Genomic DNA, 14,109 nt, shown 5'->3' on the forward strand with positions numbered 1-14,109 from the left:
AAAAGGAATCTCCAACCCCAGGAAACCCTGAGGCCGGGGATGTCAACATATCTGGCGTTGACTTTTGGCACGCTGTTGAGTTCTCAAGGAACGGATGCTTCCTTTGGACCGCCTTCCAGCGGACCCTCCGGGCTTCGTTCTTTCGTGTTTCCAGCTTACCAGATGCTTTCCGCTCCGTTTACCGGCGCTTTCTGCTTCCGACTCGCTGTTGTCTTCCAGCGCTTGGCGCCCTGTCCGACGTTTCAAACACTAGCCGACCTCCACTTCGAAAAGCGAATCCGGCCGCAATCCGATAAAACGAACACGCCATATACAGACTGGGCCGCACCTGCGCATGACAGATTTGCCCCAGCCCGAGCCGGGAAGTGTTGGTTCAGAGGATTGGCCGCCCCGGGACCGTCCGCGTTGACACGTGTCCGGTGCTCCCAGTCGAGCGACTGGGAGACCCTACCCCTCCCCGGCGCCCGAGACAAAATGCCCTGTCCGGACGGCCCCGGTCCTCTCCTTCTCCCCTCTCTCCCGCGGGCTCCGGGTCGGCGCCCGCGGGAGAGAGGCCGGGCCCCCTACCCACGACGAACGGTCGCCTACCTGAACAGGCGGTCGCCGCTGGTGGCCATGCGGTGGGTCCCGCTGTGGCGGTTCACCCAGTCCCGGACGAGGTTGACGGCGTTGGCGCACTGCCAGCCGTTGTCGTACTCGCGCACCCCGGTGAAGGCGCCGTAGCCGGCGATGATGCCGTCCACCTGGGCGTCGCCGAGGAGCTTGTCGACGTACCACGGGTCGTTGTAGGTGGTCGTCCAGGACAGGGTGGCCGCGAGCCGTCCGGCGGACCGGTCGGCGGCTCCCTTCTTCAGTTCCGCGCAGGTGTTGTAGGTGGCCTCCGTGCAGTTGCCGAAGCCCTTGGTGATGTCGCTGTCGCCGTAGTCCATCGCCCGGCGGCCGGCCGGGAAGCCGGAGCCGGACCGGTTGAAGGCGCTGTTCACCTGGTCGCGGGTGCCGGTCGTGGTGATGCCCTCCAGCGGGCCGAGCCTGCCCTCCAGGCTCTTCCAACCCCGGCCGCCGACGTCCGGGGTGCTGCCGCCGTGGTACTCGTAGAAGCCGTAGAGCACCTGGATGCCGGCGGCCGTCAGCCGCTGGGCCTTGTCGCGCAGTCCGGCGACGCTGCAGGTGCGGTTCGGCTCCTCGCCGCAGTAGTTGGGGTCCTTGATGTCCAGCCAGACCAGCGACAGCCGGCGGCCCGCGTCGGCGTTGGAGAGGATGCGGTCGAGCATGCTGTCGAAGCTGGGGCCGAGCCGGTTCTCGCCGGCCGAGGAACAGTCGTGGTAGGCGCGCCACTCGTTCGGGTTCCACCAGGCGCAGACGTCGATCTCGATGGCGTTGGCACCGTGGTTGATCGCGGCGTCCACGCCGTCCAGCGTGTCGACCCGGTGCGCGATGGCGTAGATCGGGTGACGCTGGTCGGCGGCGGCCGCCGGGGTGGTGCCGAGCGCGGTGACGCCGACGATCCCGGACAGCGCCGCCGTCAGGGCCGACAGCGTCCGCAGGTGGGCACCGCGCCTGTGGTGAGTGGTCAAGAGGTGCTCCTTCTCGCTGGTGCTCGAAGTGGTCCGTACTCACGCGTGCTCGGACGTAGTCGGACGTACTCGGACAACCGATATCACCGACTCCGCGTCGCCGTACGGTGAATGAGCGATACCTGCGGTCTCGCGGGCGCCACCGCTCAGCCGAGCGGCGCCAGTACCCCGTAAGCGTCGGAGGAGTACGCGGCGAGGTCGGGGTGGCGCTTGAGCAGGCCCGCCAGGTCGTCGAGCGCCCCGGGCTGCTCCGTCATCCGCCGCGGCAGCACCAGCCGGCCGCCCTGCTCCGGCGGGATCAGCCCGCTCACGAGGGCGCGGCGCACGGTCCGCTCGTGCCGGGTACCACGGCCGGTGCCGCCGTACGGGTCGCGGGCCAGGGCGCTGACGCCACCGCGGGCGGAGAGCTGGTCGAGCTCCGGGACGAGCCGCCAGACCTGCTGGGCGTGGTGGCTCTGCACCGAACCGGCCAGGTTCGCCTCCAGGCCGTGGGCGTGGCACAGCTCCACGAGGAACCGGATCTCCTCCAGCGAGAGGATGCCGGCCCTGGCCAGACCGTGCCGGTCGGTGTCGTGGCGGTCGAGGTCGGCGAGCTCCGGGCTGCCGGCGGTGGAGACCAGTCCGATCCGGGCGACCTTCAGCAGGATGCTGGTGTCCACCATGATCGCGTCGGCGCCGGCCGCCGCGCTGGCCTCGACCATCGCGCGGATCGCCTCCCGATCGGTGCGACGGGCCGTCGTGAGACCGTAACCCGCCTGGGAGAACGGCTCGTTGACGGCCACGAAACCGCCGGTCGTGCCCGTCGGCAGGGCGCCGGAGGCCCTCAGCTCGGCCGGCTCCGGCCGCCGGCCGCCGAACAGCGGCTCGCCGTGCGGGTCGAGCAGTGCGTCCGCGTACTCGGCGAGGTCGAACGCCCCGGGCGTGGACGGCTCGCACGGGTAGTACTCCCGCAGGCCCACCAGGGCGCGCCGCACCTGCGGGAGCGTCTTGCGGGCGTCCCACAGGTCGAGGTCCTGCGCGAACAGGACGGACATCACCCGGGTGTGCGACAGCCGGTCGGTCCGGCGCAGCGTCGCCGTGATCTCGCCGAGCACGTCGGCCAGTTCACCGGTCCGCATGCCGTCCAGGCCGACCTTGACGATCCCGCAGGGATGCACCCGGGTGCCCATCGCCAGGGCGACGCCGAGGGCGGCCTGGGCCGCCTTGCCGACCTGCTCGTACGCCGACTTGGGCAGGGCCAGACCGTTCTCCGCGCGCCGGTACAGCAGCTGGTCCTCGCCGATGTTGGTGCTCAGCTGGACCGGGAGGTCCCGCCGGGCGGCCAGCACCGCGTCCGCGATGTCCATGATCCGGCGCGGTTTGATCGTGCCGAGCGCGCTGCGCGGGTCCTCGCTGTCGATGATCCGCGCGCCGCCGAGGACCGCCTCCCGCGCCTCCTGCGGGTCGAAGACGCTGACCAGCAGCCGTCGATCCGCCCCGACCTCGCCGGGTATGCCGGACATTCCGATGGTCGACACCGTTCCCCCTCCGAGAACTGACTGTGTTCGTTCGGGGGTCAGTCTTGACCGCAAGAGGTGCTCCACCGACCGATCGGCGACCGATCCTCACTCGAAGGAGTGAGATCACTTGACAGCAGGGTGACCAGGCGGCGATGCCGCCCCGGCACGCGGCCGGTCCGCGGGCGCCGCCGGGTGCTCCGTCGGCGCCCACGGGCCCGTCACCGTCACGGGCCCGTCACCGTCGCGGGCCGGCCACCGCGTACAGCGCGCCGCCGGTCACCAGCAGGGCCACCGCGGTCCAGGTGGACACCCCCGTCCCGGCCGGACAGGTCATCCAGCCGATCGCCTTCCCCACGGTGGTGGGCGGCAGCGGGGGGACGAGGATGGTGAAGCCGAGCCAGCCGATCGGCAGGATCCAGGCGAGGTGCGCTCCGCAGAGCACCGCCCCGAGCGCGGCCAGGCCCGCCAGGCCCGCGGTGTCCCGGAGGACGACCTCGGTGGGGGCGAACCTCGGCCCCGCGGCCTGCACCGCCAGCACCGCGGCGCCCACGACCACGCCGATCAGCAGCGCGTGCGCCGCCCGGCGGGGCGCCCACCGGATCGCGGCCGTCCGGTCCAGTGCGGAGTCCTGCCCGCCGAGCCCGACGGACCCGGCCGCCACGCCCGCGGCGAGCACGAAGTACACGATCGGGTTGATCGCGTCCGCGTCCACCGCGCCCGTGCCGCCGCCCCGGTTGAAGGCCCACACCACCAGGGCGGTGAGCGTGACCGCGGCCGCCGACGTGGGCACCTGCCGTGAACGCGCGTACAGCGTCAGCCACCTCACCGCGACACCTCCCCGGCCAGCACCGGAATCTGGTCCTGCCGCGCGCAGGACAGGGAGGCGGCGTGCAGCGCGACGATCCGCGAGCGCTGCTCCGCCGCCGGCAGTGCCGTCAGCTTCTGCCACGCGGTGTCGGCCGCCGCCCAGGTCTCGACCTCGTACGCGGTGGTGCCCTTCGGCGCCAGCGGCTGGAGCTGGGGGTCGTGGAGCGCCCAGCTCACGGCGATGCTCTGGGCGGGGATGGCGACGTGCCCGCCGCCCTCCTTGTCGTTGTCCGGGTAGCAGCTCGGTGCCAGACCCTTGGCGATCAGCGCGCGGGTCAGCTGCTCGCCCGTCGCGTCGGCGAGCAGCCGCTCGCTGAAGTCGACCAGCAGCACGTCCGCGGAGAGTTCGCGCGCCTCGGCGAGCTCGTGCAGCGCGGTGTCCTCCCGTACCGAGGTCGGCGCCCGGTCGCCCAGGACCTCGTGCAGCACGCGCAGCGCGTCCTTGCTGCGCTGGGTGAGCTCGGCCAGGTGGGAACGGCTCGCCTGGGTCACGCACACCGGCCCGTCGCACACCAGCGCCGCGGCGGCCTTGTCGACGACGTAGACGTCGCGCGCGGCGGACGGGAGGACCAGCAGGGCCAGGACCAGGCCGGCCAGGGCGGGAGTCACCGCGAGCAGCCGGGCCCGCCGGGTCGCGGCCGCCAGCAGCGCGACGCCGGTGGCGAGCAGGCCGAGCAGCCAGAGCGTCTGGCCGAGGTGGACGGAGCCGGACAGGGTCAACAGCATCTGCCGCGGCTCCGGGGTCGCCGGGGACAGCAGGGCGAACCGGTTCGCCACCCGGCCCGTCGGTACCGCCCCTTCGTTGTTCATCCGCAGGAACAGGCCCGTCCCCACGAAGACGATCACCACCAGGGCCGGCGGGGTGAGGACGGAGGGCAGCGCCCGCGCGACGCCCATGCCGAACACGGCGCCCGCGACCAGGGCCAGTGCCGCCACCAGCGAGATCGGCAGCCAGCCGAGGGGGGTGTAGGTGGTCGGACCGGACGCCACCTGGACTCCGCCCACCAGGACCAGCAGGCCGAAGCCCACCGCCAGCGCGAGCCCGATCGCACCGGCCGGCAGCGCCGCACGGCGCCAGGCCGGCCGCGGCGTGGTCGTCAGCAGCTCGGTCATCCGCGAGCGGGGTTCGCGCAGCCCGTACACCGCCCCGACGCCGATCACGAAGGGCCACCAGAAGGTCAGCAGGGACCGGGTCCAGAACGCCATGGTGGTCCACTGGGCCGTCCACCCCGCGGTGCCGTGCCACCAGAACGCGTCGAACGGGAGGAAGACCGCCAGGCTGCCGCCCAGGACGACGACTCCGGCCCAGGGGGCGGCCGAGCGCTTCAGCTCGGTTCGCAGCACGCGTGCGTTCACCAGGCGCTCCCCTGCTGGCCGGAGGTGCGGAGCAGCGCCGAGTAGCCGCGCTCCAGGGGGCTGTCGCCGGGGTGCTCGGCGCTGCCCGCCGCGCCCAGCTCGTCCGGCGTGCCCTGGAAGACGAGGCGGCCGTCGGCGAAGAGCACCACGTCGGAGCAGGCGGCCGCGACGTCCTCGACCAGGTGGGTGGAGACGACCACGCAGGTGTCGCGGCCCAGGTCGGTCAGCAGTTCGCGGAAGCGCAGCCGCTGGGCCGGGTCGAGGCCGGCCGTCGGCTCGTCCAGCAGCAGCACCGCCGGGGAGTTGACGATGGCCTGGGCGATGCCGGCCCGCCGCACCATGCCGCCGGACAGGGTCTTCATCCGGTGGTCGGCGCGGTCCGCCAGGCCCACCCGTTCGACGGCGCGCTGGACGGCGTCGGGGACGTCCCGCTTCGGGACCTCCTTCAGCCAGGCCATGTACTCGACGAACTCGCGTACGGTGAACCGCTTGTAGTAGCCGAAGTCCTGCGGCAGGTAGCCGATGCGGCGGCGCAGGGCCCGGTGGTCGCCCACCCTGCCGAGGGAGGTGCCGAGCATCTCCAGCTCGCCCTCGGTGGGGCGCAGCACGGTGGCCAGTGTCCGGATCAGGGTGGTCTTGCCCGCTCCGTTGGGCCCGAGGAGGCCGTGGGCACCGATGCCCAGCGAGAGGTCGAGGCCGTCGACGGCCATCTTGCTCCGTCCGACGCGGACCTTCAGGCCGCTGGCCCGGATCTCCCAGGGGTAGGTCTTCGGCGCGGTGTCGGCCGCGCTCGCCGTATGCGTCATGCGATGGTCCCTTTCGAGGGTGGACAGGGTGGACATGGGTTTCACAGCGTCGAGTACGTGTCCCGGCGGGCGATCACGGCGCAGACGCCGAGCGCGAGGAGCAGCCCCCAGACGGGCAACTGGTCGCGTTGCAGGGCCAGTTGAAGGAAGGCGGGGACCCGGCCGGTGATCGAGGTGGGGGCCACGACGACGAGGCCCCACCCGGCCGCCAGCCCGAGGGCGGCACGGGTCACCCCGACCACGCTGCCCAGCGCCAGGGCGGTGGAGGTGAAGGCCAGGGAGGGCAGCAGCCACTGCGCGGCCGTCGTGCTCCCGGTCAGCCATCCCCCCAGCAGGAGGACGGGCAGGACCACCACGAGGACCGAGGTGGTGCGCCTGAGCAGCAGGGGCAGGCCGGCCCGGGCGGTGGAGGCGGTCAGTTCGTGGGCCGGGTCCAGGCCGCTGGACCAGGACGCGGCGACGCCGCACAGCGGCAGCACCGGCGCGATCAGCGACACCGGTGAGGAGCTGCCGAAGACCTCCGCCGGGGCGGCCGCGTCGAGCAGCAGCGCCACCAGGGTGACGACGGCGGTCATGGCCAGCCACGGGGTCATGGCCGGCGTCAGCCAGGACGACACCCACCTCGGCCGGCGCCACCGCGGGGGCACCGCGCCCACCGCGTCCAACCGCGGTTCCAGGCCGGCCCGGACGGTGTCGACGAGCGCGGCGATGTCGGGTGCCCCGGTGGCGACGGAGGCCGCCAGCAGGCTCCGGCAGGGCGCGCACGTCTCCAGGTGGGCCTCCAGCGCCCAGACCGTGTCCGCCGCCATCGTCGTGACGCCACGTGCGTAGTCGTCGATCAACTGCCTGGTCGCGTGTTCCCCACTCATGCCAGCGCCTCCCGCATCGCGATCCGGGCCCGACGGGCACGGGTCTTGACCGTGCCTTCGGGCAGTCTGAGCAGGACGGCGGTCTCCCGGACGGAGAGCCCGTCGAGCACCGTGGCCTGCAGTACCTCTCGGAGTTCCGGCGCCAGCCGGCGCAGGGCGTCCCCGACGTCGCCGCCGACGGTGCCGGCGAGCGCCTCCTCCTCCGCCGCGGGCACCACCGCGCGCTCGGCGGCGGCGACCGGCGGTTCGGCGTGGTGGGCCCGGCGCCGGAACGCGTCGACGAGGCGGCGCGCCGCGATCGTCCACAGCCAGCCGACGGCCGTCCCGCCGACCGCGCTGCCGGCGAACGCGCCGGCGGCGCGCCAGACCGCGAGGTAGGTCTCCTGCATGACTTCGGCGACGATCTGCTCGTCCGCGCAGCGGCGGCGCAGCCGCACGGCGAGCCAGGGCGACGTCCGCCGGTACAGCTCGTCGAAGGCCCCGCGGTCGCCCTTGGCCACCAGCCGGAGGAGGCGTTCCTCGTCCAGGTCGTCCAGTGTTCTCCTGCGTGATCTCACACCAGCCAGACGCCCGATGCGGCGTGCAGGTTCTTCCCTGGAGGTGACCTGCGTCACAGCCGGGGGGAATCGACCGACCTCGCTGACCGGCCTTTCAGCAACCGCACGGGGCCGGCGCCCGCGCCCCGGTAAGGTGGTGGATCGTGGCCAGTCGTAAAACGTCGATCTTGGAAGCAGCGGCGCGGGTGATCGCGCGACGCGGGGTGCGCGGGCTGCGGGTGGAGGAGCTCGCCGCCGAGGCGGGCGTGTCCACCGCGCTGATCTACTACCACTTCAAGGACCGGACGGGGATCCTCCGGCAGACGATGGAGTTCATCAACGACCGGGCGGAGCGGTACACGACCGAGCGCGCCGAGGACGCCCCGCCGCTGACGCCCCGCGAGGAGCTGGAGCAGACCCTGCTGCTGGAGCTCCAGGACACCGCCGAGGTGCGGGAGAACAGCACCGCCTGGGGCGAGCTGCGGGCGAGCGCGGTGTTCGACGAGACGCTGCGCGAGGACCTGGCGCGGGCCACCCGGATCTGGGTGCAGGAGGTCGCCGAACTGCTCGGCACCGTACGGCCGATGTCCTCGGCGGTCGCGCTGGCCGGGGCGGCGGAGCGGCTGACCGCGCTGCTGGAGGGGCTGAGCACGCGCTGGCTGAGCGGCAGCCTGCCGCTGGCGCACGCCCGCACGCTCATGGCCGACGCGGTCGACGCCGAGGTGGCCCGGCTCGGGTCCTGATCCGTACGGACCGCACGGGGGGCCTCACTCTGCGCACGGAGCCCGTCAAGGATGCGTTAGGGCATGACCGCGAGTTTGACTGACTTTTCAGTCAGTGCGAGCCTGAACCCGCGGCAGGGTGCTGCCGCCCGTCCGTCCCCACGTGCGCCGCCCCGGCGCGGCGCGAAGAGTGGAGTCGGCGGCCCCCGGCACCCCTCCCGGCACCGTCGCACGATCTGGAGGCCCTCATGACCCACTACCGCGATGACCGCTCCACCGAGCCCTACCCCTGGGTGCCGGCGGACGACGTCCCGCACGCGCGGACCTGGATGTCCTGGCCCTCCCGCCGGGGCGTGTGGGGACTGCGGCTGGGCGGCGTCCAGGAGGACATCGCCCTGATCGCCCGCACGATCGCCGAGTTCGAGCCGGTGGTGATGTGCGCCCCCGACGACTGGACGGCGGGCAAGGCCCAGTCCTGGTGCGGCTCCGGAGTCGAGGTGATCACCGCGATCCCCACCGACGACCTGTGGATGCGCGACACCGCGCCGGTGTTCCGCCGGGACGGGTACGGCGGCCTGGACGCCGTGGTCCTCAACTTCAACGGCTGGGGCAACAAGCAGGTGCACCACGACGACGCCCGGGTCGCCGAGCTCGTCGCCACCCGCCGCGGCCTGCGCCACACCTTCGCGGACTTCGTCGGCGAGGGCGGCGCGATCGAGACCGACGGCGACGGCACCGTGATGGCCACCGAGAGCAGCCTGGTGAACAAGAACCGCAACCGCGGCATGAGCCGGGACGAGATCGAGGAGGCCGTCCTGGAGGCCTACGGCGCCGACACGATGATCTGGCTGCCCGGGATCAAGGGCCAGGACATCACCGACGACCACGTGGACGTCACCTCCCGGTTCGTCCGCCCCGGCACGGTGATGGTGCAGCTGCCGCCAGCCGACCGCAACGACGCCTGGGCCCGGGACGCCCGCGAGCAGTTCGCGATCCTCTCCGCCGCCACCGACGCCCGGGGGCGCCGCCTGCAAGTCGTCCCGGTGCACGGCCCGGACACCGTCCGCTCCCGCAGCTCCAAGTTCGTCGACTCCTACCTCAACTTCCACGTCGTCAACGGGGGTGTCATCACCGCCCAGTTCGGCGACGCGTACAAGGACGCCGCCGCCCGGGACGCGCTCGCCGCGGCCTTCCCCGGCCGTGAGGTGGTGCAGATCGACGTCGACCGCCTGATGGCCGGGGGCGGCGGCATCCACTGCTCGACCATGCACGAACCGCTGCCGTAACCCGGCCGCCCCGCGCACTCTCCTCCACCACCACTCAGACCCTCAGCTGGAGTTCCCGCATGACCAACGCCCTGTCCCGCCGTACCCTGATCCGCAGGCTCGCCGGCGTCGGCGCCGGAGTCGGCGCCCTCACCCTCGGCCTCACCGCCTGCGACCCCAACGACCTGAAGGACCTCGACGGCGCCGTACCGCCCACGCGGCCCGGCGGCACCCCCGGTGTGCGCCGCTTCGGCGCCGAGTGGGACAAGCACCTGCGCACGGTGATGTCCTGGCCCGCCTCCGAGAACGTCTGGGGCGACCAGCTCGCGGACGTCCGCCGGGACGTCGCCGGCCTGGCCCAGGCCATCGCCGCCCGCGAACCCGTCGTCCTGATGGCCCGGCCCGAGCAGGCGGACGCCGCCCGGAAGGCCTGCGGCTCGGCGGTCGAGGTGGTCCCGATCGCGGTCGACGACCTGTGGGCCCGGGACACCCTGCCGGTGTTCGTCGAGGAGGGCGGCACGGTCAAGGGCGTCGACTTCAACTTCAACGGCTGGGGCGGCAAGCAGCAGCGCGGCAACGACTCCAAGGTCGCCCGGACGGTGCTGGCCAAGTACGGCGTCGAGCGGATCGAGACCCGGCTGGTCGCCGAGGGCGGCTCCTTCGAGACCGACGGCCAGGGCACCCTGATGGTCACCGAGAGCTCCGTCGTCAACGACAACCGCAACCCGGGCATGAGCCGGGACGCGGTCGAGGCCGAGCTGAAGAAGGTCCTCGGCGTGACCAAGGTGATCTGGCTGGCGGGCGTCAAGGGCAAGGACATCACCGACGCCCACGTCGACTGCCTGACCCGCTTCGTCGCCCCCGGCGTGGTCCTGCTCGACCAGGCCTTCCCCGGCACCCCGGCGGACGTCTGGTCCCGCTCGGCCGACCAGGCCCGGTCCGTCCTGAAGGACGCCACCGACGCGACCGGCCGGAAGCTCCAGGTGGTGGAGCTCCAGCAGCCCGACCCCGACAAGATCACCGGGCGCGGCGACGCCTTCGTCTCCTCGTACATGAACTTCTACATCGGCACCAAGGGCGTCTACCTGCCGAAGTTCGGCGACGCCAGGGCCGACGACCGGGCCCAGCAGCTCATGAAGCAGTACTTCCCGGGCCGCGAGATCGTGCCGGTCAAGATCGACGCGATCGCGGCCGGCGGTGGCGGCATCCACTGCGCCACCCACGACATCCCCGCCCTGGGCTGACCGGACCGGCCGGGCCGGGGACAACCCCGGGCCGGCCTCCGTTCGGGGCCGGGTCCGGTCGGCGGGCCGGACCCGGCCCCGGCGGGTTCACACTGCGGGCTGCTGCTGGGTGACGCAGTGGATCCCGCCGCCGCCCGCCCCGAGGGAGTCGATGTTGAGCTGCTCGACGGTGCGGCCGGGGAACAGCCGGGCGAGGGCCGCCCTGGCGGCGCTGTCGGCCTTGGCGTCGCCGAACTGCGCCGCGATCACCGCGTTGTTGCACAGGTAGTAGTTGGCGTAGGAGCCGACGAAGTTGGGGTCGGTCGAGCGGATCAGGTTGTAGTCGGGCCCCTGGATCCGGCTGACCGCGAACGGGGTGCCCTGGGCACCGGTGGTGGTGGTCAGGATCCGGTACTGCTGCCGTGCGTCGTTCGACCAGGCGTCGGTGTCGCTCGCCAGCGGCATCTGGACCACGGCCGTCCCCGCGTCGAGGAAGCGGGAGGTGGCGTCCACGTGGTCGTCGGTGATGTCCTGGCCGGCCACACCGTTGAACCAGATCACGGTGCTGGCGCCGTAGGCCGCGCACATCGCGCTCTCGACCGCGGCCTGGGACATGCCGGGGTTGCGGTTGGCGTTGAGGATGCTGCTCCGGGTGGCCATCAGCGTGCCGGCCGCGTCGGTCTCGATGGCGCCGCCCTCGGCGACCAGCCCGGCGGCGGTGAACGGCAGGCCTAGGTAGGCGGCGACGCGCCCGGCGACCAGGGCGTCGTTGCCGTGCGGGTTCTGGTGGTTGCCCCAGCCGTTGAAGTTGAGGCCGATCGTGTCGAGGCCGCCGGCGCCGTCGGTGCGGAAGACCGGACCGGTGTCGCGCATCCAGCAGTCGTCGACCGGGATGTCCCCGATGACGGTGACGGCCGAACCGCACATCGAGCGCGCCTTGGCGACGCTCGCCGGGTTGGCGCACATGGTCACCGGCTCGTACTTCGCGATGGTCTTCGCGATCAGGGCGATGTTCGACTGGACACCGCCGAGCTTGTTCCGCCAGATGGTGCTGCTGTCCGGCCAGGCCATCCAGGTGCGGGTGTGCCGGACGGTGTCCAGCGGCACCCGGAGGCCGGTGGCGACGGCCGGGCCCGCGGTGGTGGTGCGGGGTTGCGCGGCCCGGGCCTGCCCACCGCTCGCCGCGGTCAGCGCGGTGCCCGCGACAGCGAGCCCGGCGGCCGTCAGGAACCGGCGTCGGCCGAGCCCTCCGTCGATCGCCGGATGGGATCTGAAGCTGCCCTCCATCACTACCTCCCTGTCAAAGTGCGCTGCCTGTGCGGCAGTTGACCGAAAAGGTAAAACTGACCAAGCGCTCGGTCAATACTTTGCGCAGAGATCGGTGCCGATGCGCCCCTGCCGCTCCCCCACAGTCGTTACAGTGGCGGCCATGGCGACACAGGCGACGGGCGCAGCCCCGCGTACGGCCCCCGGCCCCGGCGGCACCGGCCGAACGCGCGCTTCCGCCAAGGGCGAGCAGACCCGGGCCCGGCTGATCGCCGCGGCCCGCACCCTGCTCGCCGGCGACGGCGCGGGGCGGTTCACCACCCGCAACGTGGCCGCGCTGTGCGGGGTCTCGCACGGGATGTGCCACTACCACTTCGCGGACCGCACCGACCTGATCGTCGCGGTGGTCGAGGACATCCGGCCCGAGTGGATCACGCCGCTGGAGGAGGCGGTCGCCGGCCCCGGCGGCTACGCCGAGCGCTCCGAGCGGGTCCTGGCACTGCTCACCCGGCCCGAGAGCCCCGACCTCGCCCGGCTGCACGCGGCCCTGCACTGGCTCGCCCTCAACGACGAACGCGTCCGCGCCAGCCTGGAGGCCGAGTACGCGCGCTGGCGGTCCTCCTTCGTCGGCCTGTTCCGCTGCCTGCTGGACGAGCGCGGCGACGGCGCCGACCCGGTGCCGCTCGGCGAGGCCTTCGCCGCCGCCGTGGACGGGCTCGCCGCCATCGGGTCACTGGACGGGACGGTGGACGCCGAGCGGGTGCTGCGGACGCTGCTGGACTCGCTCTCCTCCGCCGCCGCCCGGCCGTCCGGCGCCTGACGGTCCCACTATCTGCCCCTGCGTCACCCGGTGGAGCCGGGTGCGACGGGCTGCTGCTGGGTGGCGCAGTGGATGCCCCCGCCGCCGGCGGCGATGTGGTTGATGCCGACCTGGGTGACCTTGCGCCCCGGGTGGAGGTCGCCGATGATGCCGGCCGCCCGGTCGTCGGTGGCCTGGTCGCCGAAGCGCGGGACGATGACGCCGCCGTTGCAGACGTAGTAGTTGATGTAGGTGGCGAGGAAGTCCTTGCCCGCGCCCTGGATCAGGGTGACGTCGGGCTCGGGCAGGTCGACCACGGTGAACGCGCGGCCCTTGGCGTCGGTCTCGGACTGGAGCACCTGGACGGCCTGTGCGGAGGCGGTGGTCCAGACGTCCGGCGGGGTGTCGGCGGCGGGCCGGTGCAGCACCACGGTGCCCGGCTCGGCGAAGCGGGCGAGGGCGTCGACGTGGCAGTCGGTGATGTCCTGCCCGGCGACGCCCTTGAACCAGATCACCTTCTCGACGCCGAGCAGGCCCTTGAGGCTCGCCTCGATCTCGTCGCGGGACTTGCCGGGGTTGCGGTTGTCGTTGACCCAGGAGCTCTCGGTGGCCATCAGGGTGCCCTCGCCGTCCACCTCGATGCCGCCGCCCTCCCCGGTGACCGGCGCCTGGACGCGGGTGATGCCGTAGTGGTCCAGGAGGTAGCGGGCGACCAGGGCGTCGTTGGCGTGGGTCTGCTTGCCGCCCCAGCCGTTGAAGTTGAAGTCGACCCCGGCGAGCCCCTTCGGGCCCGTGACGAAGGTCGGGCCGGTGTCCCGGGCCCACAGGTCGTCGACCTTCAGTTCCAGTACCTCGACCGAGGAGCCGCAGGCCTGCCGGGCCTGGTCGGCCTGGTCGGGGCGGGCCAGCAGGACGACAGGCTCGAAGCCGGCGATGGCCTGGGCCAGCCCGGCGATGTCCTGCCGGACGGCCGGCAGTTGGTCGCCCCACACCTCCTCCAGTGCCGGCCAGGCCATGAAGGTGCGGGTGTGCGGGCCGGACTCGGCCGGCATGGTCCACCCGCCGGCCGCCGGGCTCCCCGACCCGGCCGCCCCCGAGGCCGGACCGCTCTGACCGGACCGCTCCCCCGATCCGCTGTCGGAGGAGCAGCCACCGGTCAGGGCCAGCGCGGCGAGCGCGGCCCCGGACTGCAGGAGTGAACGGCGGGACGGCCGGGGGTGAGCCATGGGGCCTCGTTCCGGTTGGGGTCGGGTTCGGCTCCGCAGGCTACTGATCGGAAGGTCAGATTCCGGCGCGGCACGCACCCGCCGTTCGGGGGAATCCGCTC

At 72.8% G+C, this 14,109-nt stretch carries 13 protein-coding genes; 4 read left to right on the forward strand and 9 right to left on the reverse strand.

All coding sequences use genetic code 11. The annotated features are described in order from the left end of the window. Nucleotides 1–584 precede the first annotated feature (584 nt). From ACFVU7_RS19565 to ACFVU7_RS19595, 7 genes are all read right to left on the reverse strand, one after another. On the reverse strand, nt 585–1,574 hold the full coding sequence (locus tag ACFVU7_RS19565; protein WP_049650863.1) for a phospholipase D: 990 nt from the start codon (nt 1,572–1,574) through the stop codon (nt 585–587). Nucleotides 1,575–1,720: 146 nt separating this feature from the next. After that, nucleotides 1,721–3,091 carry a (5-formylfuran-3-yl)methyl phosphate synthase gene (locus ACFVU7_RS19570; protein ID WP_380780242.1) on the reverse strand — a complete coding sequence of 457 codons (1,371 nt, stop codon included), beginning with the start codon at nt 3,089–3,091 and terminating at the stop codon, nt 1,721–1,723. Between the two features lie 217 nt (nt 3,092–3,308). Beyond that, a complete protein-coding gene (locus ACFVU7_RS19575) occupies nt 3,309–3,899 on the reverse strand; it encodes a hypothetical protein (RefSeq protein WP_388046143.1) in 591 nt (196 codons plus the stop codon). Beyond that, nucleotides 3,896–5,296, reverse strand: a complete 1,401-nt coding sequence (locus tag ACFVU7_RS19580; protein WP_388046145.1) for a hypothetical protein — start codon at nt 5,294–5,296, stop codon at nt 3,896–3,898. The genes ACFVU7_RS19575 and ACFVU7_RS19580 overlap by 4 nt, the downstream gene beginning before the upstream one ends. Next, entirely contained in the window at nt 5,293–6,102 is an 810-nt protein-coding gene (locus ACFVU7_RS19585; protein WP_117492847.1) for an ABC transporter ATP-binding protein, read from the reverse strand. Before ACFVU7_RS19585 ends, ACFVU7_RS19580 begins: the two co-directional genes overlap by 4 nt. A gap of 41 nt (nt 6,103–6,143) precedes the next feature. After that, a complete protein-coding gene (locus ACFVU7_RS19590; RefSeq protein ID WP_380741420.1) occupies nt 6,144–6,971 on the reverse strand; it encodes a zf-HC2 domain-containing protein in 828 nt (275 codons plus the stop codon). After that, entirely contained in the window at nt 6,968–7,528 is a 561-nt protein-coding gene (locus ACFVU7_RS19595) for an RNA polymerase sigma factor (protein WP_181970890.1), read from the reverse strand. The genes ACFVU7_RS19590 and ACFVU7_RS19595 overlap by 4 nt, the downstream gene beginning before the upstream one ends. Before the next feature lie 143 nt (nt 7,529–7,671). On the opposite strand from ACFVU7_RS19595, the gene ACFVU7_RS19600 reads away from it, so the two are divergent. The 3 genes from ACFVU7_RS19600 (at nt 7,672) to ACFVU7_RS19610 (ending at nt 10,738) form a co-directional block, all read left to right on the forward strand. Further along, nucleotides 7,672–8,250 (forward strand): TetR/AcrR family transcriptional regulator, encoded by a 579-nt coding sequence (locus tag ACFVU7_RS19600; RefSeq protein ID WP_049650856.1) that lies wholly within the window; start codon nt 7,672–7,674, stop codon nt 8,248–8,250. A 227-nt stretch (nt 8,251–8,477) separates the two neighbouring features. Continuing rightward, nucleotides 8,478–9,515, forward strand: a complete 1,038-nt coding sequence (locus tag ACFVU7_RS19605) for an agmatine/peptidylarginine deiminase (protein WP_049650855.1) — start codon at nt 8,478–8,480, stop codon at nt 9,513–9,515. Nucleotides 9,516–9,574: 59 nt separating this feature from the next. Continuing rightward, nucleotides 9,575–10,738 (forward strand): agmatine/peptidylarginine deiminase, encoded by a 1,164-nt coding sequence (locus ACFVU7_RS19610; protein WP_074004639.1) that lies wholly within the window; start codon nt 9,575–9,577, stop codon nt 10,736–10,738. Between the two features lie 87 nt (nt 10,739–10,825). Here the strand turns inward: ACFVU7_RS19610 and ACFVU7_RS19615 are convergent, their stop codons facing one another. Then, entirely contained in the window at nt 10,826–12,004 is a 1,179-nt protein-coding gene (locus ACFVU7_RS19615) for an agmatine deiminase family protein (protein WP_388046148.1), read from the reverse strand. Between the two features lie 142 nt (nt 12,005–12,146). Between ACFVU7_RS19615 and ACFVU7_RS19620 the strand changes: the two genes are divergently transcribed. Then, nucleotides 12,147–12,803, forward strand: a complete 657-nt coding sequence (locus ACFVU7_RS19620) for a TetR/AcrR family transcriptional regulator (protein WP_159028415.1) — start codon at nt 12,147–12,149, stop codon at nt 12,801–12,803. Between the two features lie 23 nt (nt 12,804–12,826). Here the strand turns inward: ACFVU7_RS19620 and ACFVU7_RS19625 are convergent, their stop codons facing one another. Beyond that, nucleotides 12,827–14,008, reverse strand: a complete 1,182-nt coding sequence (locus tag ACFVU7_RS19625; protein ID WP_388046149.1) for an agmatine deiminase family protein — start codon at nt 14,006–14,008, stop codon at nt 12,827–12,829. Between the last annotated feature and the right edge of the window lie 101 nt (nt 14,009–14,109).

It is taken from the genome of Kitasatospora sp. NPDC058046, from assembly GCF_042885595.1.
In the GTDB taxonomy this organism is placed as follows: domain Bacteria; phylum Actinomycetota; class Actinomycetes; order Streptomycetales; family Streptomycetaceae; genus Kitasatospora.